The sequence below is a fragment of the Nocardia sp. PE-7 genome (genome assembly GCF_030486425.1).
GTDB classification, from domain to species: domain Bacteria; phylum Actinomycetota; class Actinomycetes; order Mycobacteriales; family Mycobacteriaceae; genus Nocardia; species Nocardia salmonicida_A.
Window position 1 is genome coordinate 5,271,719 of the sequence record NZ_CP129614.1, and the last position, 24,829, is coordinate 5,296,547.

21 protein-coding genes and 1 tRNA gene are annotated in these 24,829 nt (G+C 68.0%); 13 read left to right on the forward strand and 9 right to left on the reverse strand.

Going from position 1 to position 24,829, the window contains the following annotated elements; translation table 11 throughout:
- Positions 1 to 43: 43 nt before the first annotated feature.
- The 5 genes from QX204_RS24825 to QX204_RS24845 all read left to right on the forward strand — a co-directional run bounded on the left by QX204_RS24825 (position 44) and on the right by QX204_RS24845 (position 6,070).
- Positions 44 to 1,702 carry an acyl-CoA synthetase gene (locus QX204_RS24825; RefSeq protein WP_301902717.1) on the forward strand — a complete coding sequence of 553 codons (1,659 nt, stop codon included), beginning with the start codon at positions 44 to 46 and terminating at the stop codon, positions 1,700 to 1,702.
- A 55-nt stretch (positions 1,703 to 1,757) separates the two neighbouring features.
- On the forward strand, positions 1,758 to 2,318 hold the full coding sequence (locus QX204_RS24830) for a hypothetical protein (protein WP_301902719.1): 561 nt from the start codon (positions 1,758 to 1,760) through the stop codon (positions 2,316 to 2,318).
- Between the two features lie 275 nt (positions 2,319 to 2,593).
- Positions 2,594 to 4,054, forward strand: coding sequence for a PepSY-associated TM helix domain-containing protein (locus QX204_RS24835; RefSeq protein ID WP_301902720.1), 1,461 nt, complete (start codon positions 2,594 to 2,596; stop codon positions 4,052 to 4,054).
- 65 nt (positions 4,055 to 4,119) lie between these two features.
- Positions 4,120 to 4,452 (forward strand): hypothetical protein, encoded by a 333-nt coding sequence (locus QX204_RS24840; RefSeq protein WP_301902722.1) that lies wholly within the window; start codon positions 4,120 to 4,122, stop codon positions 4,450 to 4,452.
- 37 nt (positions 4,453 to 4,489) lie between these two features.
- The gene (locus QX204_RS24845; RefSeq protein WP_301902724.1) at positions 4,490 to 6,070 is read left to right on the forward strand and encodes an alkaline phosphatase D family protein; all 1,581 of its coding nucleotides are present in this window, start codon (positions 4,490 to 4,492) and stop codon (positions 6,068 to 6,070) included.
- 81 nt (positions 6,071 to 6,151) lie between these two features.
- Here QX204_RS24845 and QX204_RS24850 read toward each other — a convergent pair whose 3' ends face one another.
- The 3 genes from QX204_RS24850 to galK all read right to left on the reverse strand — a co-directional run bounded on the left by QX204_RS24850 (position 6,152) and on the right by galK (position 9,382).
- Positions 6,152 to 6,400 carry a hypothetical protein gene (locus tag QX204_RS24850; RefSeq protein WP_301902725.1) on the reverse strand — a complete coding sequence of 83 codons (249 nt, stop codon included), beginning with the start codon at positions 6,398 to 6,400 and terminating at the stop codon, positions 6,152 to 6,154.
- 12 nt (positions 6,401 to 6,412) lie between these two features.
- Positions 6,413 to 8,131, reverse strand: a complete 1,719-nt coding sequence (locus QX204_RS24855) for a sodium:solute symporter family protein (RefSeq protein WP_301902726.1) — start codon at positions 8,129 to 8,131, stop codon at positions 6,413 to 6,415.
- Positions 8,132 to 8,275: 144 nt separating this feature from the next.
- Positions 8,276 to 9,382 (reverse strand): galactokinase, encoded by a 1,107-nt coding sequence (gene galK / locus QX204_RS24860; RefSeq protein ID WP_301902728.1) that lies wholly within the window; start codon positions 9,380 to 9,382, stop codon positions 8,276 to 8,278.
- Between the two features lie 292 nt (positions 9,383 to 9,674).
- Here galK and QX204_RS24865 point away from each other — a divergent pair, with 292 nt between their 5' ends.
- Positions 9,675 to 11,180, forward strand: coding sequence for a GGDEF domain-containing protein (locus QX204_RS24865; protein WP_301902730.1), 1,506 nt, complete (start codon positions 9,675 to 9,677; stop codon positions 11,178 to 11,180).
- Between the two features lie 13 nt (positions 11,181 to 11,193).
- Here QX204_RS24865 and QX204_RS24870 read toward each other — a convergent pair whose 3' ends face one another.
- Both QX204_RS24870 and QX204_RS24875 read right to left on the reverse strand, forming a co-directional pair.
- Positions 11,194 to 11,949 (reverse strand): DUF6319 family protein, encoded by a 756-nt coding sequence (locus QX204_RS24870; RefSeq protein ID WP_301902732.1) that lies wholly within the window; start codon positions 11,947 to 11,949, stop codon positions 11,194 to 11,196.
- 135 nt (positions 11,950 to 12,084) lie between these two features.
- A complete protein-coding gene (locus tag QX204_RS24875; RefSeq protein ID WP_301902733.1) occupies positions 12,085 to 13,260 on the reverse strand; it encodes an alpha-hydroxy-acid oxidizing protein in 1,176 nt (391 codons plus the stop codon).
- Between the two features lie 79 nt (positions 13,261 to 13,339).
- Here QX204_RS24875 and QX204_RS24880 point away from each other — a divergent pair, with 79 nt between their 5' ends.
- Positions 13,340 to 13,564, forward strand: a complete 225-nt coding sequence (locus QX204_RS24880) for a hypothetical protein (RefSeq protein WP_301902735.1) — start codon at positions 13,340 to 13,342, stop codon at positions 13,562 to 13,564.
- A gap of 6 nt (positions 13,565 to 13,570) precedes the next feature.
- Here the strand turns inward: QX204_RS24880 and QX204_RS24885 are convergent, their stop codons facing one another.
- The gene (locus tag QX204_RS24885; protein ID WP_301902737.1) at positions 13,571 to 14,389 is read right to left on the reverse strand and encodes an ACT domain-containing protein; all 819 of its coding nucleotides are present in this window, start codon (positions 14,387 to 14,389) and stop codon (positions 13,571 to 13,573) included.
- A gap of 262 nt (positions 14,390 to 14,651) precedes the next feature.
- On the opposite strand from QX204_RS24885, the gene QX204_RS24890 reads away from it, so the two are divergent.
- The 4 genes from QX204_RS24890 to QX204_RS24905 are packed head-to-tail and all read left to right on the forward strand — an operon-like array spanning position 14,652 to position 18,958.
- On the forward strand, positions 14,652 to 15,419 hold the full coding sequence (locus QX204_RS24890) for a DeoR/GlpR family DNA-binding transcription regulator (protein ID WP_301902739.1): 768 nt from the start codon (positions 14,652 to 14,654) through the stop codon (positions 15,417 to 15,419).
- On the forward strand, positions 15,416 to 16,390 hold the full coding sequence (locus QX204_RS24895; RefSeq protein WP_301902741.1) for a 1-phosphofructokinase family hexose kinase: 975 nt from the start codon (positions 15,416 to 15,418) through the stop codon (positions 16,388 to 16,390). The genes QX204_RS24890 and QX204_RS24895 overlap by 4 nt, the downstream gene beginning before the upstream one ends.
- Positions 16,391 to 16,436: 46 nt before the next feature.
- On the forward strand, positions 16,437 to 18,674 hold the full coding sequence (locus QX204_RS24900) for a PTS fructose transporter subunit IIABC (RefSeq protein ID WP_301902742.1): 2,238 nt from the start codon (positions 16,437 to 16,439) through the stop codon (positions 18,672 to 18,674).
- Positions 18,675 to 18,700: 26 nt separating this feature from the next.
- Positions 18,701 to 18,958 carry an HPr family phosphocarrier protein gene (locus QX204_RS24905; RefSeq protein WP_301902744.1) on the forward strand — a complete coding sequence of 86 codons (258 nt, stop codon included), beginning with the start codon at positions 18,701 to 18,703 and terminating at the stop codon, positions 18,956 to 18,958.
- A 52-nt stretch (positions 18,959 to 19,010) separates the two neighbouring features.
- Here QX204_RS24905 and QX204_RS24910 read toward each other — a convergent pair.
- Positions 19,011 to 19,084: transfer RNA gene (locus tag QX204_RS24910), tRNA-Met, on the reverse strand.
- 356 nt (positions 19,085 to 19,440) lie between these two features.
- Between QX204_RS24910 and QX204_RS24915 the strand changes: the two genes are divergently transcribed.
- Positions 19,441 to 19,983 (forward strand): transglycosylase family protein, encoded by a 543-nt coding sequence (locus QX204_RS24915; RefSeq protein ID WP_301902746.1) that lies wholly within the window; start codon positions 19,441 to 19,443, stop codon positions 19,981 to 19,983.
- A 71-nt stretch (positions 19,984 to 20,054) separates the two neighbouring features.
- On the opposite strand, the gene QX204_RS24920 is transcribed toward QX204_RS24915, so the two are convergent.
- Positions 20,055 to 23,039 (reverse strand): UPF0182 family protein, encoded by a 2,985-nt coding sequence (locus tag QX204_RS24920; RefSeq protein WP_301902748.1) that lies wholly within the window; start codon positions 23,037 to 23,039, stop codon positions 20,055 to 20,057.
- Positions 23,040 to 23,195: 156 nt separating this feature from the next.
- Between QX204_RS24920 and QX204_RS24925 the strand changes: the two genes are divergently transcribed.
- On the forward strand, positions 23,196 to 23,774 hold the full coding sequence (locus QX204_RS24925) for a PPA1309 family protein (RefSeq protein WP_056815859.1): 579 nt from the start codon (positions 23,196 to 23,198) through the stop codon (positions 23,772 to 23,774).
- A 1-nt stretch (position 23,775) separates the two neighbouring features.
- On the opposite strand, the gene QX204_RS24930 is transcribed toward QX204_RS24925, so the two are convergent.
- Positions 23,776 to 24,801, reverse strand: coding sequence for a YlbL family protein (locus tag QX204_RS24930; protein ID WP_301902751.1), 1,026 nt, complete (start codon positions 24,799 to 24,801; stop codon positions 23,776 to 23,778).
- Positions 24,802 to 24,829 lie beyond the last annotated feature (28 nt).

A 24,829-nucleotide genomic window follows, 5' to 3' on the forward strand; every position in this document is an offset into this window, starting at 1 on the left:
GCCTGCGGTTCTGCGTGGGCTCGGTCTGCCGGAAGGCTGTTCGATGTCTCTGTCTCTGCCCGCGCTAGGTTCCTCCGCCCGACGTGCCGGTGACTTCGCGCTCGGCGTCAAGGTCATGGTCGATCGCAAGCTGTTCAACCCGCTGCGCCTCGACCACGCCGCCCGCTCGTTCCGCAATGTCTCGAAGTTCGGCCCGTTCGCCGGCGTCGTCATGCATGCCGCGCAGAGCAGGCCGCAGGCGGGCGCGATCGTCGACGAGCTGGGTGAGATCACCTTCGGCGAACTCGACGCACAGTCCAACGCCTTCGCCCGCGGCCTGCGCGCGAGCGGGATCAACGAGGGCGACGTGATCGCCGTACTGGCCCGCGACCATCGCGGCATGGTGTTGAGCCTGCTCGCGGCGGGCAAGCTCGGCGTGCGCGCGGTGCTGATGAACACCGGCTTCGCCAAGCCGCAGTTCGCCGACGTGGCCGCCCGCGAGAAGGTCAAGGCGGTGCTGCACGACAGCGAGTTCCTCGACCTGATGAGCGCCATCCCCACCGAGATCCCGCGCGTTCTCACCTGGGTCGACGAAGCGCACGGCGCCGACCCGTCGATCCCGACCGTGGCCTCGCTGTCGGCGGACCGTTCGACCGCCGCGATCGCCGCGCCGAGCAAGCCCGGCGGCATGGTGATCCTGACCAGCGGCACCACCGGCACCCCCAAGGGCGCACCGCGCGACAAGGTGAGCCCGTTCGCCTCGGCGCAGTTCGTGGATCGGGTGCCGCTGCCCAACAACGGCACCATGATCATGGCCGCGCCGATCTTCCACGGCACCGGCCTGTCGCAGTTCACCCTCGGGCTGGCCCTGGGCAACCGGGTCATCTTCCAGCAGCGCCGGTTCGATCCGGAGCAGACCCTGGCCAATGTGGTGAAGTACAAGGCGGATTCGCTGGTCGTGGTGCCCACGATGCTGCAGCGCATCCTCGATCTGGACGAGCAGGTCCTGGCGAAGTACGACCCGTCGACGATGAAGGTCATCTTCGCCGCAGGCTCGGCGATCGCGCCCGACGTGGTGACCCGCGCCCTCGACTACTTCGGTGATTCGCTCTACAACCTCTACGGTTCCACCGAATGCGCCGTGATGACCGTGGCCACCCCGGCGGATCTGCGCAAGGCGCCGACCACCGCGGGCAAGGCGCCGGTCGGCATCCGGATCGTGTTGCTCGACGAGAACCGCAAGCCGATCACCGCGCCGAATGTCACCGGAACGATCTTCGTCGACAACGGTTTCGCCTTCACCGGCTATACCGACGGTCGCACCAAGGAGATGGTCGACGGGATGATGTCCAGCGGCGACGTGGGTCACTTCGACGCCGACGGCCTGCTCTACATCGACGGCCGCGACGACGACATGATCGTTTCCGGCGGCGAGAACGTCTTCCCGCTGGAGGTGGAGAACCTCATCGCGGGTCGCGCCGACGTCTTCGAGGCGGCGGTGGTCGGCGTCGACGACCACGACTACGGCAAACGGCTGCGCGCGATCGTGGTGCCCGGTCCGGATTCCCAGCGTGACGCCCAGGAGATCAAGGACTATGTCCGCGAGAATCTGGCCCGCTACAAGGTGCCGCGCGAGGTGATCTTCGTCGACGAACTGCCCCGCAACGCGACCGGCAAGCTGCTGCGCAAGCCGCTCACCGAGATGGCAGTCGACGCCGACTGAGCTGGTTTCGACCGTCTGACCTGGGCTGGGTAACCCGGTCGACTATCATCAGCGCGTGATCATCGGGTTCGAGCAGGCGTCAGCGCCGTCGCGTGCTGTCGGCGCGCGGCTGCGTGGTGCCTGCGCGGGCTCGATGTCGGGTGCGCTGTCGTTGGCTGCGCACGGGTTGGCGGGCGGTGGAGGGCTGCCGGGGAGCACGGCGATCGTGTTGCTGGCGGCTGCCTCGGCGGTCGTCGGCGCGCTCGTCGCCGGGATCGGGCCGTTGCGCCAGGGTGCGCTCGGTCTGGCGGCGGTGTTGTTGGGCGGTCAGCTGATCGGCCACACCACGATGAGCTGGTCCGGGCACTCGCACTCGGCCGACGATTCCCTCGGCCTCGGCATGCTCACCGCCCACACCGTCGCGGCGCTGCTCGCCGCCGTCGTCATCGTCGGCGCCGAGGCCGCGTATCGGATCGGCAGCGCCGTCCTCGCGCGCATTCTGCCGCTGCGCTACCGCACTGCCCGCATCCCCGACCCGGCGCCGTTGCGCCTGGCCCACCGCGATCGCGTCATCCTGCGAATCCTCGCCACGCCATCGCTGCGCACCCGCGCTCCCCCGCTCGCGATTCCTTTCTGACCTTTCCCTCACCCGGTGCACGCACATGTCGTGCGCTGTCCGCGTATCGAACACGCGCCTCGTTGTCGACCCGATGTGCCGACGTCACCCGCTGAGCCAGATCTCTCGAGATGAGCGCAGCGGTCGACGTGCGGCGTCGGTCGACGGCGTTCGCCCCGATCCGCGCGACGCGCCACCGATCTCGTGATCGGCAGGTTCCGCGTCCGCCCGATATCGGGCGCGGCGCAGGACCTGTCCGCGCGCACCGGATTCCAGTACTCCAGAAATGAATCAGCATGAGCATCACGGACACTCGTCCGGTCGAGGAGAACTCCCCCTCGGCACCACCGATCTCCGGTGACAGTCCGCGTTCCGGTGCACGCCGGGGCCGCCACCTCTATCCGCTGGCCCTGCGCCTGCACTTCTACGCGGGGATCTTCGTCGCCCCGTTCATCCTGATCGCCGCGCTCACCGGCGCGCTGTACGCGATCGCGCCGACGATCGAAGGGTTCGTCTCGCGTGACCTGTTGACGGTCGAGACGACCGGTCCCGATCAGGCACTGTCCGCCCAGGTCGGCGCGGCTGTCGCGGCGCGCCCGGATCTCACGCTGGTCGCCGTCGCTCCCGCCCCGAACGAGGGCGACACGACTCGTGTCCTGTTCAACGATCCGACGCTCGGCGATTCCGAGCGGCTGTCGGTGTTCGTCGACCCGCACACCGCCCGGCCGGTCGGCGAGTCCGTGGTCTACGGAAGCGGTGGCGCGCTGCCGCTGCGCACCTGGCTCAGCGAGTTCCATCGCAGCCTGCACCTGGGCGAACCCGGCAGGCTCTACAGCGAGCTGGCCGCGTCGTGGCTGTGGGTGATCGCGCTGTTCGGGCTGGTGCTGTGGGTGCATCGGGTCCGTAAGCGGCGCGAGCGCAGATCCGCCCAGTGGTTGCTCAGGCCGGATCTTTCCCAGCCGAAGCGTCGAAAGATGAACTGGCACGGCGCGATCGGGGTCTGGGTCCTGCCCGTGGCACTGCTGCTCTCCGCCACCGGCATGACCTGGTCTACCTACGCGGGTGAGAACGTCACGAAGCTGCGCGAAGAACTCAGCTGGACCACGCCCGCGGTGAGCGTCGCTCTACCGGGCGCCGCGTCCGGTGCCGTGCCCGCGCCGAGCGAACATCACAGCGCCGGCCACACCGCACCCGCACCCGTCGACCCCACAATTCAGATCGCACAACTCGACCGCGTCTACGAGGCGGCACGCGCCAACGGCATCACCCAGGGCGCCGAGATCGCCGTCCCGGCCTCGCCCGCGAAGGCGTTCGGCGTCAAGGAACTTCGCCTGCCCGGCACCTATACGGTCGATTCGCTCGCCGTCGACGGGTCGACCGGCACGGTCACCGATCGATTGGCGTTCGCCGACTGGCCGCTGATGGCCAAGCTCACCAACTGGGGCATCGCCTTCCACATGGGTCTGCTGTTCGGCCTGGCCAACCAGCTGCTGCTGCTCGCGATCATGGGTGGCCTCGTCACCGTGATCGTGCTCGGCTACCGCATGTGGTGGCAGCGCCGACCCACCCGAAGGGCGGCACTGCCCGTCCCGCCACGCCGTGGCGTGCTGCGCCGCACATCGCTGTGGATCACCGTTCCGCTGCTCGGCGTCGCGGTCGCCGTCGCGTGGTTCATCCCGCTCATCGGGGTGAGTCTGCTCGTCTTCGGGCTCATCGATATCGCCTTGGGACTCGCCGCTCGCGCCGACAAGGTGTAACGCATGGCTAACTATCGAGGAAACATCCCATGTAACCCATGACACACGATGATCGGAGTTCGTCTATGAGAACCTCAGCTCGCACAGTGGCGATGTGCCTGGCCGCTCCGGTCGTCGCGATCGCCTTGTCCGGCGTCGCCGCGGGTACAGCCGCCGCTGATCCCGGCTGCCAGGGTTCGCTGAACGGGCCGTGGGCGTTCAACGGTGGGTGTTACGGCGGCGAGGGCACCTACCGGCTCGAGGTCGATTGCGTCGGGTACAACCTCGCGCCCTTCGCCGTCGGGCCGTACACGATCCGCCAGGACCTGCCCGTCGGCCAGGCAGGCACGGTGGCGTGCTTCGGCCCGAACTGGTCCAGCGCGGGCTGGGCTGTGGGCTCGCGGATCTTCCGGCTCTGACACCCGCGCCGCACAGCGAGGCGCCTAGGATCCGATGATGCCGCTGTCCCGTCGACAACTCCTGCGCACCGGCGTGGCCGGCTCGGTCGCGGCGCTGGTGGGAGTGTCGGCGGTGAGCAGCGCGAGGTTCGCCGCGCCGCGATGGCTCGGCGAACCGTTCTCACTCGGGGTCGCTTCCGGCGAACCGACTTCGGACGGGGTGGTGTTGTGGACACGCCTGGCCCCCGATCCGCTGGCGCCCGACGGGTACGGCGGGATGACGGTCGACCCGGTGACCGTGGATTACGAGGTCGCCGAGGACGAGCGGTTCACCAAGATCGTGGTGCGAGGTTCGGCGGTGGCCACCCGCGCATTGGGCCACAGCGTGCATCCCGAGATCGCCGGGCTGGCACCGGATCGCTGGTACTACTACCGATTCCGGGCCGGCTCGGCGATCTCCCCGATCGGCCGCACCCGCACGTCCCCGCCACCGAACAGCCCGACCGAGCGGCTCCGGTTCGCCTTCGCGTCGTGCCAGTCGTGGAGTTCGGGCTACTACACCGCCTATGAACACCTCAGCGCCGAGGATCTCGACCTCGTCGTCCATCTCGGCGACTACATCTACGAATCCTCCTGGGTGCTGGCCCGCCGCGGTGCGCATCTGCCGCCGCAACTCGCCGGCGAGGCAGTGGATCTGGCCGGCTACCGATTGCGCTACGCCCAAGCCAAAGGCGAAGCGCCGCTGCAGGCCGCGCACGCGTCGTTCCCCTGGCTGGTCACCCTCGACGACCACGAGCTCGACAACAACTGGGCCGGTGACAGTCCCGGCCTCGGACTCGACGTGTACCGCATCCCGCCGCTGTTCCGACGCCGCAAAGCCGCCGCCTTCCAAGCCATGTACGAGCACCAGCCGATGCGCTTGGCCCAACTCCCCTCCGGCCCGTCGATGCATCTGCACCGCCGCTACCGGTTCGGCGATCTGGCCGAGTTCACCATGATCGACACCCGGCAGTACCGAACCCCCCAGGCCTGCGGCGACGGCTCCGCGGTGATCGGCTGCGCCGACCGGTTCGACGCCGACCGCACCCTTCTCGGTGCGGCCCAACGTGATTGGCTCGTCGACGGCTTCGCCACCTCGACCGCGCGCTGGCAGGTACTCGGCAACCAGGTCGCGATGGCCCAGTCCGACTACGACCCCGGCCCCGACCTACTCCTCGGCACGGACGCGTGGGACGGCTATGTCGCCGACCGCAATACAGTCCTGGCCGCGGCGGCCGACCACGCGGTCGACAATCTGGTCGTGATCACCGGTGACCGCCACGAGAACTACGTCGCCGACCTGCGCCGCGACTACGCCGATCCCGAATCACCGGTCGTAGCGACCGAGTTCACCGGAACCTCGATCAGCACCGGCAGCGACGGCGCCGACCTCACCGACGCGGGGCGCGCGCTGCTCGCAGGCAATCCGGACCTGAAGTTCTACAACCGTCAGCGTGGCTATGTCCGCGTCGACCTCGATCATCGACAGTGGCGCAACGACTTCCGCGTTGTCCCGTATGTCAGCCGGCCAGGCGCGCCGATCAGCACGCGGGCGAGTTTCGTCGTCGAGAACGCAGTCCCCGGCGCTACTCCAGCGTGAGGTCCGACGTATAGATCCCGAGCTGATGCGCGAGTTCCCCTGCTGTGGAGGCACACTCGCACACACTCCGACGCACACACGTCATGGCTCCGGGGTGAATTCCTCCATGGTCATCGCCGTTACCTCGGGGACCTGCACCGGGCGCAGCAGCGCCCAGCCGATGAACACGACAGCGACCCCGAGCATGCCCAGGCCCGCCCACAGGTTCACATCGATCCCGCCGGTCTTGGCTTCCTGCACCGCACTGTCCTGCACCAGCGAGGTGATCACCAGGACCGCGCCGTAGCTGCCGAGCAGCGCACCGATGATGGTGCGGATATCGAAAAACATTGTGCCGACTCCTTATCCGACGACGATGTTGAGCGCGATCACCAGGACGAACGCGATCCCGGCGAGCAGGACCGGCCGCTGATACCAGGGCAGCGAGTCGGCATCGGCATCGGTGCGCATCGCCTTCGGCGTCTCGGAATACACCAGACCCACCAGTTCGGCCGCCGGTTTCGGCCGGGTCACCACGGTGACCGCGACGCTGACGACGATGTCGACCACGAACGCGGCGCCCGCGGCGACGAAGCTGGCGCCCTGCCCGGACAGGTTCGTCACCCCGGTCTCGTTGAGCAGGAACACGAACACAGCGGCGAGGGTGCCGCTGACCAGGCCGACCCAGCCCGCGGTCGGCGTCATCCGCTTCCACATCATGCCGAGGATGAACGTCGCGAACAGCGGCGCGTTGAAGAAGCTGAACAGGGTCTGCAGGTAGTCCATCATGTTGCTGAATCCGCCCGCGATGAACGCGGTGAAGATCGCCGCCACCGTCGCGCCGACCGTGGCCAGCCTGCCCACCTTCAGGTAGTACCCGTCGGGACGACCCTTGCGGATGTACTGCTGCCACAGATCGAAGCTGAACACGGTATTGAACGCCGAGACATTGGCCGCCATACCCGCCATGAACGCCGCGAGCAGACCCGCGAGCCCGACTCCGAGAAGTCCGTTGGGCAGCACCTCTTTCATCAGGAACAACAGCGCCTGGTTGTAGGTGACATCGCCCTCGAAATCAGGGTTCGCGGTGACCTGCTGTTTGTATTCGATCATCTGCGGCACCAGGACCGCGCTGATCATGCCGGGAATCACCACGATCAGCGGGATGAACATCTTCGGATAGGCGCCGATGATGGGTGTGCGCTGCGCGGCCGAGATCGAGTGCGTCGCCAACGCGCGCTGCACTTCTACGAAATTCGTCGTCCAATAGCCGAAGGACAGCACGAAGCCGAGACCGAACACGATGCCCATGATCGAGGCGAAGTTGTCGGTGAACCCGCTCATCGCGTTGCCCGGCCAGGTCTGCAACTGGTCGGCACCACCCGGTGACGCGGATACCTTGTCCTGCAAGCCGTCCCAGCCGCCGACGCGGTGCAGACCGACCAGGGTGAGCGGCAGCAGCGCGGCGACGATCACGAAGAACTGCAGCACCTCGTTGTAGATCGCGGCCGAGAGCCCGCCGAGGGTGACGTAGGACAGCACGATCACCGCGGCCGCGACCACCGAGATCCACAGCGGCCAGCCGAGCAGCACGTTCACGATGGTGCCGAGCAGGTAGAGGTTCACCCCCGCGATCAGCACCTGAGCCACCGCGAAACTCAACGCGTTCACGAGGTGGGCGCCCGTTCCGAAACGCCTGCGCATGAATTCGGGCACCGACCGCACTTTGGAGCCGTAGTAGAACGGCATCATCACCACGCCGAGGAACAGCATCGCGGGTACGGCGCCGATCCAGAAGTAGTTGAACGTGGGGAAACCGTATTGGGCGCCGTTGGCCGACATGCCCATGATCTCCACGGCGCCGAGGTTGGCGGAGATGAACGCCAGTCCCGTCACCCACGCGGGAAGCGAGCGCCCGGACAGGAAGAAGTCGACACTCGACGACACCCGGCGCCTGGCGATCAGGCCGATGCCGAGGACGAAGACGAAATACAGGGCGACCAGCGCGTAGTCGACCGGCGCGGCATCGAGTCGCAAGGTCGATGAGGCCTCTTGGGTGACGGACGAAAAGGCAAGCGGCACAGCGTGTCCCTCCTGACCGGGAGCCGGACGGCACACGAGCCTCGTTCACACGGCGCGAGATGGGTCGTCCGTCGACCTGTTTCGGGTGTCTCCACTGTGCGCGTCGCACGCCGTGCCTCACAGCGAAATCGCGCTGAACAAAATTCACTCCAGTTTGTGCGCACCCGCGGCGGGCTCGACGGCGAAGACGCGGGGCGGGGCGAAACCCGATGCGGCGAAACGGTCCGTGATGGCCCCGGCGACCTCGGCGTTCCGGTCGACCAAGGCGATCACGCTGCCGCCGAAGCCGCCGCCGACCATTCGCGCACCGTGGGCGCCCGCGTCGAGGGCGGCGTCGACCGCGAGATCCAAGGTGGGCGCTGACACTTCGAAGTCGTGTCGGAGCGAACGATGCGAGGCGGTGAGCAGCGCACCGATCGTCCGCGGGTCCGCACCGCCGCGTAGCCGGTCGACGACAGCGAGTACTCGCGCATTCTCGGTGACCACGTGGGTCGCGCGGCGTCGCAGCAGCGGATCCTTCAGGCGTAGCAGGTCTTCGGCTGTGGCGTCGCGCAGAGCAGGCAAGTTCAGCGCGTCGGCGGCGGCTTCGCATTGGGCTCTGCGCTCGGCGTATCCGCCGTCGGCCAGATCGTGCGGACTACCGGTGTCGGCGACGAGCAGCGCCAGTCCGGCGGCGTCGAGGTCGAACGGAATCTGTTCGGCGGCATCGGGTTCCGCGCCGGTGAAGGCACGGATGTCGAGGAACAGGGCATGGCCTTCGGTGCACAGGATCGAGGCGGACTGGTCGAGCAGGCCGGTCGGCACTCCGGCAAAACCGTTCTCCGCCGCCCTGGCGATCTCGACCATGTTCCGATCGCCGAGTTCGGGCGCGAACAGATCGCGCAGCGCGATCGTCACCGCGCAGCACAGCGCCGCCGACGAGGACAGCCCGGCGCCGATCGGTACCGCACCGTCGAGTTCGAGGGTCACCCCGTCGACGCCATGGTCTCCGCGGACGAACTCGTCGACGACGCCGAGCGGATAGCGCGCCCAGCCCGGCAACCGATCCCGTTGCGCCACAAGCTCATCGATCCGCACCTCGACGACCTCGCCCGGCCGCTGCGCCGAGGTGAGCCGCACCAGCCCGTCATCGCGCGGCGCGGCCCCGCAGACCACACCGAGCGACAGCGCGATCGGCAGCACGAACCCGTCGTTGTAGTCGGTGTGCTCGCCGATGATGTTGACCCGGCCCGGCGCGATCCACTTGTCCACCCGTACTTCCCTTCCGCTTCCTGCGACGATGCCACCACCGAACACCGCGGCAGGCGATCATGCGACACCGGGTGCCGAATCGGTACCCGGCAATGCTCACAACGCATCGACAGCAGGGCCGTGGACGTGTCATGATCGACTGGGTTGTAAAGGTTTTGAGCGTCGGCGCCTGCCGGCCGGGGACAGTGCTCGAACAACAACACTCGGTGCTCTCGGCCGATACTTCGAGTGATTCACCGGCCTCCCATTCGATCGACGCTCGTCGCGTGCGCAGCAAGATCGAGGGGGGCTGATGACCATCAGCGAGACACGCTACGGGAGCCTGCGACGATGCGTGGTGCTGATCGGGGCGGCGGGGGCCGTGCTGATCGCGCCGCTGGCGGGTGGCCGGGCGCTGCCGTTTCTGCTGCTCATCGTGATCGTCGCCGGTTCGCTGGCGATGATCGGGTACGGCATGTACAGCCACCGACCCGCGCACCGGCTGCCGTGGTACCTGCTGGCAGCCTCGGTTCCGCTGTTCGCCGCGGGCACCGCGATACGCGCGCTCGGCATGCACCCGAGCTGGCACCCGGTCGACGATCTGTGTACCTTGGCGGCGTATCTGTGTCTCGGCCTCGCCGCCGTCGGCTGGCTACAGCCGCGCCGACTCCGCCACGCCCGTGACCTGTGGCTGGACTCGACGCTCATCGGACTCAGCGCGCTGCTGGCGTCGTGGACCTTCCTGATCTCGCCGATTCTGCGGCACTGCACCGGGTTCGTCGACACCGCCTTCGCCGCGAGCTATCCGGTGATCCATGCCTTGCTGGCTACGGTGCTCGCGCATTCGCTGGCGACGGTGGTTCGCTCGGAGACCTCGCTGCGGTTGTTGCAAGCGGCGCTGATCACCGTGCTCTTCGGTGGATTGATCGAAAGTCTCACCGCCGCAGGCACATTCACGATAGATCCAGAGTTCGCGTTGGTGCCGCAGCAGTGGGCGTATCTGCTGGCCGGGCTGGCCGCGGTGCAGCCGACGATGGGGGCGCTGCGCGACGCCGAGGATGTGGGACCGCATCGTTCGCGGCAGCGGGCCGGGATGATCGCGGTGGCACTGGTGGCGGCCTCGCTGGTCAGCGTGGTGGGCGCCGATCTCGCCGTCGTCGACCGGGTGGTGATCTGTTCGCTGCTCACGCTGCTGCTGGTCGGCGTGCTGGTGCGTAGTGAACGCGCCATCACCCGCAGCATGCGCAGCGAACGCCGAGCCCAATATCAGGCCGACCACGACATGCTCACCGGCCTGTTCAACCGCGCCGCCCTGCTGCGCGCACCGCACCGCTACCGCGAGCAATGGGCCGGAAAACCGATGTGTCTGCTGTTCATCGACCTCGACGGCTTCAAGATGGTCAACGACAGCTACGGACACGCCGTCGGCGACGAACTCATCGCCAACGCCGCCTCCCGCATCCGCCGCACCACCACCAGCGCCGACCTCACCGCCCGTTACGGCGGCGACGAATTCGTCGTGCTGGCACCCCGCACCCGCGCCGAAGCCGCGGTCCTGGCCGAACACATCCTCGGCGCCTTCATCCGCCCCTTCGAACTGAGCTGTGGCGAAATCCCCATCACCGCCAGCATCGGCGTTGCCTGCCTGACCACCTGCCCCACGGAGAAGACGATCTACGACCTCATCCGCACCGCCGACGCCGCGATGTACCACGCCAAGGAATACCGCCTCGGCCTCACCTTTCACGATGAATTGAGCAAGCCCTCGATCCGTCGCCTGAGTTCAGCCGCCCCGCGTATTCAGCGAGTCGCCCGGTAGCTCGACGGTTCGCTCAATCCCCCAACTCCTCCAACAGCTTTCGAGCGGCCTCGAGCTCGGCCTGCAACTGCGCGACCTTCGCCTGCTGAACGCCCCGAGCAGCCTCCAGAATCCCGGCCACCACTTCCTCCACCTCGGGATGCAGGATCTTCGCCGCCTGGGCGACGGCCGCGCTACTGACGGCCATCCCCTTCACACTGCGCTTCTTGCCGTTGACCACATCGACGGTCCACTCCCCGTCGGCGGTACCGGTGAGCGTGACGGTTACCTCGGGAGCCTTCGCCTTGCGCGCCGCGGCGGTTTTCGCGGGCCGCGGTGCGGCCGGAGCGGTCTTGGCGGCGTCGTCGGATACCGGGGCGAGCGACCTCGGCGCGGGCGTAGCAGCGCTCGGCAGGGTCGACGGCTGGGTCACAGTGTTGTCCTCTCGGTTGCTCGGGGCGGGGGCAGTTTCCGGGCGGGTCTTCGCGGAACCGCCCGGCGTTACGGTAGTCGCGCGGGCCGGCTTGGTGAGCGTCACCTCGCTCGGGCCGAACGAGAGCACATCTTTGGAACCGGTCGGCCGCACCTGCAGGAAGTCGCCTGCGGACGGATCGTCGAGCGCGACTACCTTGCCCGACTTCCCCTCGGCGACGCCGACAGCGGCGGCGGTGAACCACACCATCGGCGGTTTGCCCTCGGCAAGCTCGCCTGCGATTCGCGCGAGCTCGGCGTCGGACAGTACCGGCGGTGCTGATCGGCGGGATGCGGACTTGGTGCTCGGCGAGGACATCGTGGACTCCGGGGGTTGGTGCTACAGCGTGGTCTGTGGCACCGATGATGCCGCACGGCACCGACAAGTTCTCCCCCGAGCCGCCCACACGGCCCGAAAACCCGTCCCGCACGGGTATTCCGGACCGCGATGCCATCAGCCGCGAGCGGCGTTGCCGCGCGTGGTCGGCCGAATGTTCGCGCGCACCGCGCCCACATCCGGATAGCCGTTGACCGCCATCAACAGGTCCGCTTCGGCGGCGTAGCTGCGCAGCAGATGCACCAGACCGCGCACACCGCCCAGCGCGAGCGCGTACACATAGGGCCTACCGAGCCCGACCATCGTCGCCCCGAGTCCGAGCGCCTTCACCACATCGGCGCCCGAGCGCACTCCGGAGTCGAACAACACCGGAACCCGGTCATCACAGGCCGCCACGACCGCGGGCAAGGTCTCCAGCGCGCTCAGACCACCGTTGGCCTGGCGCCCACCGTGATTGGAGCAGTAGATGCCGTCGGCGCCGAGATCGATCGCCTTGCGGGCGTCGTCGGGGTGGGAGATGCCCTTGAGGATGAGCGGCAGGTCGGTGATCGAGCGCAACCAGCCGAGGTCGTCCCAGGTCAGCGAATTGCCGAACGTCGCGATCCAGTGCAGGACAATCATTTTGGGGTCGTCGGAGCCCACCATCTGCTGGAAGACCGGGTCGCTGGTGTAGTTCTTCAGCACATGCCCACGCAACTGTGGGAAGTTGCCACTGGCCAGGTCGCGCGGCCGCCAACCGGGCACCCAGGTGTCGAGGGTGACGGTGATGCCCGCGTAGCCCGCGGCCTCGGCGCGGTGCACCAGGCTCTCGGCGAGTTCACGGTTCTTCGGCGTGTAGAGCTGGAAGAAGGAGGGCGTATCGCCCGCGTGCGGACGCACGTCCTCGAGCGGATCCTCCATCAGCGTGGAATACATCGCGGGCACCCCCGTCTGCGCCGACGCCTCGGCCACCGCGATGTCACCATGGCCCTGCTCGCCGACCAGACCGATCACGCCCACCGGCGCGAGGAACAGCGGACTGGCGAAGGTGTGGCCGAACGCGGTGACGGCGAGGTCGCGCTCGGTGGCGCCGACCAGCATCCGCGGCACCAGACCCCAGTCGGCGAAGGCTTCGGCGTTGCGCCGCTGTGTGAGCTCGTCGCCCGCTCCGCCCGCGATATAGTTCAGCAACGAATCCGGCAGTGCCACAGTGGCTTTGCGCTCGAGCGTCGCGTAGTCCATGGGAAATTCGGGCTGGATCCCCCCGAGCGCGGCCAGGTAGATCTCGTTCTGATAGTCGGCGAACTGACTCATTGCTGCACTTTCGCACGCCGACCGGCGTTCACGGACCGCAGGGGGATGTAAGGTGCGTCATACTCGAAAATACGAGATTGTGAGTGCCCCTGTCGTGACCGTCGTCGAACACTCGGCAGCGCCCGCCGATCCGGACGCCCTCCTCGCCGACCGCGTCCATTGCGATGCCATCCGTCACTTGACCCGCCTCGCGCTCGGGCTCTCCCAGGATTCGATGGATCTGCTCACCTCGGTCACCGATCGACTGCGGGCCGCCGAGGGCGCCCTGCGCGATCCGCTCACCAGCGACCTCGGCTACGACTGACGCGCGTCACCGCCGCCGCGCGGTGAGCGCCGCCAGATCGGCGAGCCGGTCCGCGCGGGCGATCTCCGCCGGAGTGAACGGTTCGTCCGGGCGCACGAAACTCCAGCGACGGTCGTCGCGGTCCAATTCCAGCAGGGTGCCCTCGCCCGGTTCGGCGACCTCGACGGTTCCCGGCGCGAGGTAGCGCGCGCCGAGTAGTTCGGCGACGGCCAAGGGCAATTCGTCCGGATCGCCCACGATGCGGGCGGCGATCGCGAGCGCTTTGGTCTGTCCGTCGATCAGTGACAGCACCGTCGCGGGCCACACTCGCACCCCAGAACCTCCCGCGTGCTCCACGGCGGCGGTGATCGCCTGCGCGGTGATCTCGGCGGGCGCGGCGACGACGAGTTCGTCGAGCACCGCGTCCTCGAGTTGGTGCACGTGCACGGTGAGAATGTTGGCGTCGCGGTGGGCGAGATGCTTGGCCAGCGTCTCGAGCGCGCCGGGTCGGTCGGCCAGGCGCACCCGGATCCGCCAGAGCGCGGGCGCGGCGTCGATCCGGTCGCGCGTGCGGAGCTCCGGGCTGTGCAGCCAGCCGCCGAGCATCCGCATCGCCGAGGGTTCCACCACCCAGATCACCAGGATCGTGGTGGTGATCGTCAGCAGGGTGACGGTGAGCAGGTACGGCGGGTGTAGGTGGACCACCAGCGCGTGCAGCGCCAGTTCCACCGGGAACACCGCGGCGAGTTTGGCGAGGGTGAGCCTGGTTCGCCCAGGATGCGGCAATCTGCCGCAGACCTCGCAGGCCAGGACCGTGACACGGGGACGCACTGCGAATCGCCTCATGCGGATCAGCGTCTCCGGCATTCGTGTCGATCTTCGTCGAGGTGCGTAACAGCGAGGTGAAAGCCGACGTGAAAACCGTTGACCTGCACAGACTTCCACGGTGATGCCGAACACGCGCGAGCCTCGACTGTGACCGTCGGCACCTTCCCTCTCGATAGTCGGCGGCTACGATTGTGACTCGTATCACCAAAAGTCATTGACAAACCCACACAAACGGGCATAAAACAACATAAGTAAAGATTCACGGAGACCGGAGGAACCCATGTACGCCGAGGAACGGCAGCAGGCGATCGCGACCCTCATCGGGCATCGCGGGCGCGTCTCGGTCGCCGAACTCGCCGACCAGTACGGAGTCACCACCGAAACCGTGCGCCGCGATCTCGCGGTGCTCGACCGGCTCGGGGTGATCCGGCGGGTCCACGGCGGCGCGGTGGGTTCCGGCGCGCTCACCACGTTCGAACCGGGCACCGCCGAGCGCGAGAGCACCCGCGCCGAGGAGAAGGACCGGATCGCCGAACTCGCGCAGCGGTACCTGCCGAGCTCCGGGGGCAGCGTGCTGTTCGACGCGGGCACGACCACCGTGCGGGTGGCCGCGGCCATGGCGATCGACCTGGATCTGGTCACCGTCACCAACTCGCTGCCGGTCGCCGCGCGGCTCACCGGGTTCGCCGGTGTGCGGTTGCATCTGCTCGGCGGACGGGTGCGCGGCATCACCCAGGCCGCCGTCGGCGCCGAGACGCTGCGGCTGCTCGGCGAATTGCGGGTCGACGTCGCGTTTCTCGGTACCAACGCGCTGACGGTGCGGCACGGGCTGTCCACCCCCGATCCGGAGGAAGCGGCCGTGAAACGCGCGATGATCGCCGCCGCCGATCGGGTGGTCGTGGTCGCCGACGCGAGCAAGATCGGGCGCGAGGACTTCGTGCGCTTCGGCGATGTCACCGATATCGACGTCCTGGTCACCGATGCCGACATTCCGGCCGCCGCGCACGCGGAACTGGTCGCCGCGGGAATCGAGGTGGTGCTCGCATGATCGTCACACTGACCGCGAATCCGAGTGTCGACCGCACGGTCACCCTCACCGAGCCGTTGCGGCGCGGGCAGGTGCACCGCGCGGCGAGCGTCACGTCGCATCCCGGCGGTAAAGGGGTCAATGTCGCACGGGTGTTGTCCGGCGGCGGGGCACCGGTGCTGGCTGTATTACCTGGGTCCGACGACGACCCCGTGGTGCACGGATTGCGCACGGCGGGAATCGCATTCCGCACGGTGCCGGTGGCGGGTGGGCCGAGGGTGAATTTGACCATCGCCGAAACCGACGGCACCACGACCAAGATCAACGAGCCCGGCTCTCCGCTGGAGGCGCGCGATCTGGACGAGCTCACGGCGCTGCTCGTCGAATCGGCCGCGGAGGCGGAGTGGATCGTGCTGTCCGGGTCGCTGCCGCCGGGTGTGCCCGTCGGCTGGTACGCGCAGCTCGTCGCGACGTTGTCATCCAGCCGAACTCGGCGTACCCGCGTCGCCGTCGACACCTCGGACGCTCCCCTGCTCGCACTGTTCGACGAATCAACAGGTGCCGCACCGGATCTGATCAAACCGAATTCCGAGGAGCTGGCCCAGCTCACCGGCCTCGACCCGGTCGACCTCGAAAACCCGACGGCCGCCGCCGAAGCCGCCTCGACCTTGATCGATCGTGGCGTCGGCGCGGTCCTGGCCACCCTCGGCGCGGCAGGCGCGGTGCTGGTCACCGCCGATGGCGGGTGGTTCGCCGCGGCCCCGCCGATCGTGGCGCGCAGCACCGTCGGTGCGGGTGACTCGGCGCTGGCCGGCTACCTGCTCGCCGATCTCGCGGGCGCCTCCCCCGCGGATCGGCTCCGCACCGCCGTCGCCTACGGCAGCGCCGCCACCGCGTTGCCCGGCACCGAACTGCCGGGCCCCGCCGACGTCCGCCTCGCCGCGGCCGTGACGGCCCACCCACTCACCGTCTCCGAACGTTCCACACCATGAACACCGCCCCCTGCCTGCTCCACCCCCACTCCGGAAAGACACGACGATGGCCGATTCGATCATCACTGCCGACCTGATCGCACTGGACGCCGACCTCGGCGCCGACAAGAGCGCGGTGATCACCGCGCTCGCGGGCAGACTCGCCGCCGCGAACCGCGCCACCGACGCCGCCGCGGTCGCGGAGGCCGCCACGGCCAGGGAGTCACAGTCGGCCACCGGCCTCCCCGGCGGCATCGCGATCCCCCACTGTCGATCGGCTGCCGTCTCGACGGCGTCGCTGGCCTTCGCCCGCCTCGCCCCCGCCGTCGACTTCGGGGCCCCCGACGGGCCAGCCGACCTGGTCTTCCTGATCGCCGCCCCGGACGGTGCGGGGGCCGAGCACATGAAACTGCTGTCCTCCCTGGCTCGTGCGCTGGTCCGGCCCGCGTTCGTCGCCGATCTGCGTGCGGCCGCGACCTCGGCAGACGTGGTCGCCCTCGTCGACGGCGTCATCAATCCCCCACCGACCGGATCTCCCGTTGCCGCGGGTTCGGCGAGGCCTGCCGGGTCGACGGCCGGGTCCGATTCGCCCACAGACGGGGCAGGTTCGTCCGCCGCTGCCGGTGCGCCCGACGGGGCTCCCGTCGCCGCCGACGACGACGGCGTCAGTGCGGCAACCGTCACCGGTGCGGCAAGTGGTGTGGTTGTTTCCGGCGCAAAGGCCGGTGATGACACGGCTGCGCCCCTCGGGGACGCGGGCGGAGCCGACAGCTCGGCGTCAGCCGGGAGTATCGCCGCGAGCGATGCGTCGGCCGACAACGCATCGACCTCCGGCGCGCCGAAGAAGATCGTCGCCGTGACCGCCTGCCCCACCGGTATCGCCCACACCTATATGGCCGCCGACTCGCTGGTCGCCGCGGGCGAACGCGCCGGAGTCGACGTGGCAGTGGAAACCCAGGGGTCGAGCGGCGGCGACAGACTCGACCCGTCGACGATCGCTGCCGCCGACGCGGTCATCTTCGCCACCGATGTCGGGGTGAAGGATCGCGGCAGGTTCGCGGGCAAGCCCGTGATCGAGTCCGGCGTCAAACGCGCCATCAGCGAGCCCGACCAGATGATCGCGGAGGCCGTCGCGGCGAGCGCCACCGCCGGCGCCGCCACGGTCGGCGGTACCGCGCCCGCGCCCTCGCAGACGGCGGCCAAGGGCATCGGCTGGGGTACCCGCCTGCGCCAGATACTGCTCACCGGCGTCAGCTACATGATCCCGTTCGTCGCCGCGGGCGGTCTGTTGATCGCGCTGAGCTTCCTGCTCGGCGGCTACGAGATCTCCGACAGCGCGAAAACGATCGTGCTCGACAACTCGATCACCGACCTGCCCGAGGGTGGTCTGGCCACCTATTTCGGTGCGGTGCTCTTCCAGATCGGCTCACTCGCCTTCAGCTTCCTCGTTCCGGCACTGGCCGGATACATCGCGTTCGCGATCGCCGACCGTCCCGGTCTGGCACCGGGGTTCACGGCGGGCGCGATCGCGATCTTCGTCGGCGCGGGGTTCCTCGGCGGCCTGGTCGGTGGTCTGGTGGCCGGATTCGCGGCCCTGTGGGTGAGCAAGCTGCCGGTACCGACGTGGGCTCGCGGGCTGATGCCGGTGGTGGTCATTCCGCTGCTGGCCTCGGCGATCGTCGGCATCTTGATGTTGGTCCTGCTCGGCAAGCCCCTCGCCGCCGTGACCAACGGGCTCACCGACTGGCTCAACGGCCTGTCCGGCAGCTCCGCTGTCGCGCTGGGCGTCATCCTGGGCGTGATGATGTGCTTCGACCTCGGCGGTCCGGTCAACAAGGCCGCCTACGCGTTCGCCGCGGCGGGCCTGTCGGTGACCGACACCGCCACCCTGCGGATCATGGCCGCGGTGATGGCGGCGGGCATGGTCCCGCCGCTGGCGATGGCACTGTCGACCGTCCTGCGCCCCGGCCTCTATACCGAGGCCGAACGGGAGAACGGCAAGGCCGCCTGGCTCCTCGGCGCCTCGTTCATCTCCGAGGGCGCGATCCCGTTCGCCGCCGCCGACCCGCTGCGAGTGCTGCCGTCGATGATGGTCGGCGGCGCGGTGACCGGCGGGCTGATCATGGCCACCGACGTCACCCTGAGCGCGCCGCACGGCGGCATCTTCGTGTTCTTCGCGATCGGTCACCTCGGCTGGTTCCTGGTGTCGCTGGTCGCGGGCACTGTCGTCGCCGCGGCCTGCGTCACCCTCGCCAAGCAATTCACCCGCAAGCAGTCCGCCGCCCCTGTTCTCACCACCGCGTAATCCGTTCGCACACAAGGAGATATCCCATGGCAAGCACCACCGTCACCGTCGGCTCCTCGGTCGGCCTGCACGCCCGCCCCGCGGCTCTGATCGCCGAAGCGGTCGGCGAGGCAGGTGTTCCCGTCACCATCGCGGTCACGGGCGGCGACCCGGTCGACGCGGGCTCAGCGCTCATGATCATGACCCTCGGCGCAGGCCAGGGCGCGGAAGTCGTGATTACCAGCGACGACCAGCCGACCCTGGACAAGATCGCCGAACTCGTCGCCAGCGACCTCGACGCCTAGTCTCGAATAACGCGAAAGGCCCGGAACCAGTGGTTCCGGGCCTTTCGTTTTGTAGCGGGGACAGGATTTGAACCTGCGACCTCTGGGTTATGAGCCCAGCGAGCTACCGAGCTGCTCCACCCCGCGTCGGTGTGAACACAACATTACACACAGGTGCGCGCAGGCGCCAAATCGTGAGGTCAGCATGCGTTTTCCGCCGGATTCGCGCAATCCTCGCCGAGTTATGCCACCGCGCGAGGCCATCTAATGTGGCAGCCATCACACATTCGAGCAACCACCCGTGTCGGGGCGGAATTTCGGTGAGCGGCGTCACTATCACCCCGTGATCCCGAACACATAACGGTCCAATTACAGACCGCACGGAATCAAGGTATTCCCACTGGTTATGCGATGTAAACATCGAAAAGGCGACTATTCCATTCATAGAATCCGCCCGTTATCAAGATGTGATCGGCATCGATTCATTGGTTAGCGTCTCCTCCATGACTGAGACCCGGAAATTCAGCACCCGCGCCCTTGGCGTCGCCGCCATCGCCGGCGCCCTTGTTGCCGTTCCGTTCGGCCTCGCCACCGGTACCGCCTCCGCCGCCGCCTACAACTGGGACGGCGTCGCCCAGTGCGAGAGCGGCGGCAACTGGGGCATCAACACCGGAAACGGCTACTACGGTGGGCTGCAGTTCTCGCAGAGCACCTGGGCTGCCAACGGAGGCCAGGGTTCGGCGCACAACGCCAGCAAGGAAGAGCAGATCCGCGTCGCGGAGAACGTGCTCGCCAGCCAGGGCGTCGGCGCGTGGCCGCACTGCGGCCAGTTCCTCCAGTCGGGCGCGTCCGAGCCCGAGGTGGTCGAGGAGCCCGCCGTCGAACTGCCGGTCGAGCTGCCCGCCGAGGCGAAGACCGATGTCCAGACCGCCGTCGACCAGGCCAAGGCCGCGGGCAAGGCCCTGGCCGACCAGTACGGTGTCGCCGGTCAGTACCAGGACCTGCTCGACGCCAACGCTCCGCTGATCGCCTCGATCGGCGGCTGATCCACCGTTCCCCCTGCACAAGAAAGGCCCCGTCATCCAGACGGGGCCTTTCTTGCTGCTACGCGGTCGACTTATCGGCCGCCGGCGTCCTGATACGCCTTCACCGCGGTGTCCAGTTCTTCGAGCGCCTTACCGAAATCGGTGAAGTTACCCGTCCGCATCGCCGTGCGCACCGCCTCGATCTTGCGGCTGAGCTCGGCGGCCGCGGCCTCCTGGCCGGTCGAACCCACGGGGGGTGTCGTCCCCGGCTGCGGCGTCGTGCCGCCCCCGGGCGGAGTGACCGTGCCCTGGTCGACCGGTGGGGTCGCGCCCGGTTTCGGCTTCACCGACGGATCGCCACCGAACGGCGTCGCCAGCGAACCCGCACCCGGCATCACCTGGTTCAGGGCTTCGGCCAGCGTCGGCGCGTACCCGACCTTCACGCTGCCCGCCGCGTCGCGGTAGCTCACCAGCACGCGCAACAGCTGCGGGAAGGTCGACGAACCGGTGTTGCGTTCGTTGTAGAACGGTTCGACGTAGAGGATGCCGCCGTCGGCCACCGGCAGGGTGAGCAGGTTGCCGTAGCGAATCTTGTTCGAGTTCGACAACAGCGTTTTCTCTCGCGACACCGCGTCGGCGGTGGTCATCGAGTTCTGTGTCTGCTGCGGACCCTGGGTCTGGGAGTCGGTCGGCAGCTGCAACACGGTGAACTTGCCGTAGTTCTCGGGGTCCGAGCGGACCGAGATGTAGGCCGAGAGGAACTGCCGGTTGTAGCCGACCATCGCCGAGGTCAGGTTGAAGACCGGTTTGGTGGTCTTCGGATCACCGAGCAGCACGTAGTACGGCGGCTGGTTGAACGTGCCGCCCTCGATCGTCGGATCACTGGGCACAGACCAGAACGCGTTGTTGGTGAAGAACTCGCGCGGGTTGTCCACGTGGTACTTCGTGAGCATGTCGCGCTGGACCTTGAACAGGTCCTCCGGGTAGCGGAAGTGCGCGCGCAGCTCGGGCGAGATCTCGCTCTGCGGCTTCACCGCGTCGGGGAACACCCCACGCCAGGCCTTGAGCACCGGGTCGACGGTGTCGGTCTCGTACAGGGTGACGGTGCCGTCGTAGGCGTCGACGGTGGCCTTCACCGAGTTACGGATGTAGCTGACCTCCTTGCGCGGGATCACGCGCCCGGTCTTCTTGTCGATGCTGTCCTCGACCGCGCCGTCGAGCGAGGTCGGCTGGGCGTAGGGGTACTTGTCGAGAGTGGTGTAGGCATCGACGATCCACTTGACGCGACCATCGATCACCGCCGGGTAGGCGTTGCCGTCGGTCGTCAGCCACGGAGCGACCTTCTGCACCCGATCACGCGGACCGCGGTTGAACAGGATCTTGGAGTCCTCGCTGATCGCGGAGGAGAACAAGATATTGCGCTCGGCGTACTTGGCCGCGAAAGCGAGCCGGTTGAACCAGTTCCCGATCGGCACGCCGCCGCTGCCGTCGTAGGTGAACTGCGCCTCGTCGGAGTCGTACTCGCGCGGGGCCTGCCCCTCGGCGGTACCGACGATGGCGTAGTCGGGGTCGGTCTGGGAAATCAGCTCGCCGTAGTAGATGCGCGGCTGGTCGACCTTGATCTGCTGGTCCTCGACCTTGGTGAACAGGTCGCTCACCATGAACAGCGGATAACCCGAATCGCTGCCGCCCGCCGCGCTCTGCGCCTCGGACTGCGGCTTGTTCACCCGATTGGCGGGCGCGGCGACGAAACCGTTGCCGTGGGTATAGACGGTGTGCTGGTTGATCCAGTCCTTCTGGTTGCCCGACAGCGCCTGGGGATGCAGCTCGCGCGCGGCGACGATGTAGTCCTGCAGGTCACCGTTGAGGTTGTAGCGGTCGATGTCCAGCGACTCGGGGAAGCCGTAGAAGTTCTTGCGCTGCTGCAGCTGGGTGAAGGTGGGCGAGAGGATATTCGGGTCGAGCAGGCGGGCGTTGCCGATGGTCGCCGCGTCCGCGGGGACCTCGAGCGGGCTCTTGGTCGAGCTGCCTCGGTAGTTCTGATACTCGACCTTGTCGTCGGTGATCCCGTACGCCTCGCGCGTGGCCATGATGTTGCGCTCGATATAGGGGCTCTCCTTCTCGGCCGCGTTCGGGCGCACCGAGAACTGCTCGACCACCATCGGCCACACCGCACCGACCAGGATCGACGACAGCACGAGCAGCGCGGCCGCCATCGCGGGAACCCGCAGATCGCGCAGCACGATCCCGGCGAAGAACGCGATCGCGCAGATCACCGCGATCGACAGCAGGATCAGCTTGGCGGGCAGCACCGCGTTGATATCGGTGAACGACGGACCACCGAACGTGGGCTCCTTCCGCGTACTCGACAACAGGTCGTACCGGTCGAACCAGTACGCCACCGCCTTGAGCAGCACGAAGATTCCGGCGATCACCGCGAGCTGCACGCGCGCAGCTCTGGTGAGCGTGCCTTCACGACCGGCCAACCGGAGGCCGCCGAAGACATAGTGGGTAACCAGGTTCGCGAAGAACGCGATCACCACGGCGACGAACAACCAGTTCAGCACCATCCGGTAGAACGGCAGGTCGAAGGTGTAGAAACCGATGTCGAGGTGGAACTGCGGGTCTTGCTGACCGAACTCGCCACCGTGCAGGAACAGCTGCACCGTCGCCCAGTTCGACTGCGCGACCAGTCCCGACAGCACGCCGAGCAGCACCGGGATGCCGACGCCGAACAGCCGCAGCTTGCTCATCACGGTCGTGCGGTAGCGCGCGATCGGATCGTTGGGCCCGGCGACCGGCACGAAGACCGGACGCGACCGATAGGCCAGCAGCAGCGCTGCCCAGACCACGAGACCGACGAGCAACGCGACGACCACGAACAGGATCAGACGCGTGCGCAAGACGCCGAGATACACACTGCGATATCCGACCTCGCCGAACCACAACCAATTGGTATAGGCATCGGTGAAACGGGGCCCGAGCAGCAGCAACGCCGCGAGGACGACTGCTGTCACCAGCAGCACACGGCTGCGTCGGGACAGCGAAGGTAAGCCGGTGGGGGGCCGCATGCCCACGGTGCCACTCTCCATGTTCCGGCGGTTCCACACCGTGATCGGCGCAGTCACCGCAGTCCGAATGTTGCGGGTGATCCGTTACCGGACCGTTGGCGCCCACTCTACGGAAATCGGACACCGTGCAAGCGTCTGGGCCGAAAATGATTGGATGTGCGGGTGACCGAAGACGAGCACGCCGAAGTTCTCCTCGCCCGCTGTGTGCGCGAGGTCGTCGAGTTCGCCGACGCCGAGGGCTGGGGAAACCCGCCGCAGATGTTCGCGTTGGTGCCGACCGCCGACCTGGCCGCGGCCGAACCCGACCTGCAGGATCAGCTCGACGACGGCAGCGAGCTGACCCCCGTGGCCCAGGAGGCATTCCCCGACGACATCACCGGTGGGTCGATGGCGCTCGACGAGTTCCTGGCCACCACCACCTGGCCGCCCGCGGTCGAGGGCTGCGTGCTGGTGCAGGAGATCGTGGTGCTGCCGCCCGACGCCGAGAGCGATCTCGACGAGGCGCTGGTCCCGCTGCTCGCCGACGACGAAGCCGCCGACGCGGCCGGGCGTGCCGCCGCGCACGCGCATCCGGGTCGCCGCGACGCGCGACTCATCGCGGGCGTCCTGCGCCAGGGCGCCACCCTGTGCCTGCTGCAGATCCGCCCCGAGGACGACGACGGCTTCGGCGATCTCGATCTGCGCACCTACCCCAACCTGGCCCCGGGCCTGATCGAGGCCCTGCACCACACCTTGGAGTGACCTACCCGCAGCCGATCGCCTCGCGGCCTGCGTTGATGTCGGCCAGTCCGGCGATCGCGGTGTCGAGGGTGTCGACCTTCACCAGGCGAAGGCCCTCGGGCGCCCGCTGAACGGCCTCGTTGCAGTTGTCGGCGGGAACCAGGAACGTCTCCGCGCCTGCCTCGCGCGCGGCGATCATCTTGTACTGGATGCCACCGATCGGGCCGACCTTGCCGTCCTGGTCGATGGTGCCGGTGCCCGCGACGAACTTGCCGCCGTTGAGCTCGCCCGGTGAGAGCTTGTCGATCAGCGAGAGGCTGAACATCAGTCCGGCCGACGGTCCGCCGATGTCGGCGAGGTTGAACTCGACCTGCAGCGGCGGACGCCCGCCTTCGCCGGGGGTGATGCCGAGGTATCCCTTGGCCTCGTCGCCGGGACGCGGCGCGAGGGTGATCTGGTTGGTCCGCTCCGCGTCGCCGCGGCGGTAGACGACGGTGATGGTGTCGCCGGGAGCCTTGGTGCCGACGATGTCGATCACGTCCTTGGGCGTGGTGATCGGGGCGCCGTCGATGCTGATCAGCTCGTCGCCGACTTCGAGCACGCCCTTGGCCGGGCCCTCTTCACCGAGTCCGCGCACCAGCACGACGGTCGGCATCTTCAGGTAGTGCAGCGCGGCGACCTCGGCATCGCTCTCGGAATCCTTGAAGTCCTGCTGATTGGACTTGTCCACCTCCTCGCGCGACACGCCGGGCGGGTATACCTCGGCGCGCGGCACGAGACCGTGTTCACCGCTGACCCAGAACCCGAAGGCCTCGAACAGGTTCAGCCCGTCGCGCACCGACACGGTCGTCATATTGAGGTGCCCGCTCGTGGGATCCAGTGGCGCGCCGGTGACATCGACCACCTGCTTGCCCTCGACCTGGCCGAGGGTGTCGAAGGTAGGGCCGGGGCCGAGGGCGACGAACGGCACGGTGACCACGCTGCCGGCCACGCCGAGCACGAGTACGGGGACGAGGGCGACGATCAGGGTGAGGATCCGACGATTCACTCGGACCACAGTAGTGATCGGCGACCGT

Bases quoted from the DNA above. Each gene is read 5' to 3' on its own strand.
- QX204_RS24850 (WP_301902725.1), bottom strand. From the start codon at position 6,400: ATGTTTTTCGATATCCGCACCATCATCGGTGCGCTGCTCGGCAGCTAC.
- QX204_RS24890 (WP_301902739.1), top strand. From the start codon at position 14,652: ATGTACGCCGAGGAACGGCAGCAGGCGATCGCGACCCTCATCGGGCAT.
- QX204_RS24885 (WP_301902737.1), bottom strand. From the start codon at position 14,389: ATGAGGCGATTCGCAGTGCGTCCCCGTGTCACGGTCCTGGCCTGCGAG.
- QX204_RS24840 (WP_301902722.1), top strand. From the start codon at position 4,120: ATGAGAACCTCAGCTCGCACAGTGGCGATGTGCCTGGCCGCTCCGGTC.
- QX204_RS24865 (WP_301902730.1), top strand. From the start codon at position 9,675: ATGACCATCAGCGAGACACGCTACGGGAGCCTGCGACGATGCGTGGTG.
- QX204_RS24835 (WP_301902720.1), top strand. From the start codon at position 2,594: ATGAGCATCACGGACACTCGTCCGGTCGAGGAGAACTCCCCCTCGGCA.
- QX204_RS24845 (WP_301902724.1), top strand. From the start codon at position 4,490: ATGCCGCTGTCCCGTCGACAACTCCTGCGCACCGGCGTGGCCGGCTCG.
- QX204_RS24870 (WP_301902732.1), bottom strand. From the start codon at position 11,949: ATGTCCTCGCCGAGCACCAAGTCCGCATCCCGCCGATCAGCACCGCCG.
- QX204_RS24900 (WP_301902742.1), top strand. From the start codon at position 16,437: ATGGCCGATTCGATCATCACTGCCGACCTGATCGCACTGGACGCCGAC.
- QX204_RS24915 (WP_301902746.1), top strand. From the start codon at position 19,441: ATGACTGAGACCCGGAAATTCAGCACCCGCGCCCTTGGCGTCGCCGCC.
- QX204_RS24895 (WP_301902741.1), top strand. From the start codon at position 15,416: ATGATCGTCACACTGACCGCGAATCCGAGTGTCGACCGCACGGTCACC.
- QX204_RS24905 (WP_301902744.1), top strand. From the start codon at position 18,701: ATGGCAAGCACCACCGTCACCGTCGGCTCCTCGGTCGGCCTGCACGCC.
- QX204_RS24875 (WP_301902733.1), bottom strand. From the start codon at position 13,260: ATGAGTCAGTTCGCCGACTATCAGAACGAGATCTACCTGGCCGCGCTC.
- QX204_RS24825 (WP_301902717.1), top strand. From the start codon at position 44: ATGTCTCTGTCTCTGCCCGCGCTAGGTTCCTCCGCCCGACGTGCCGGT.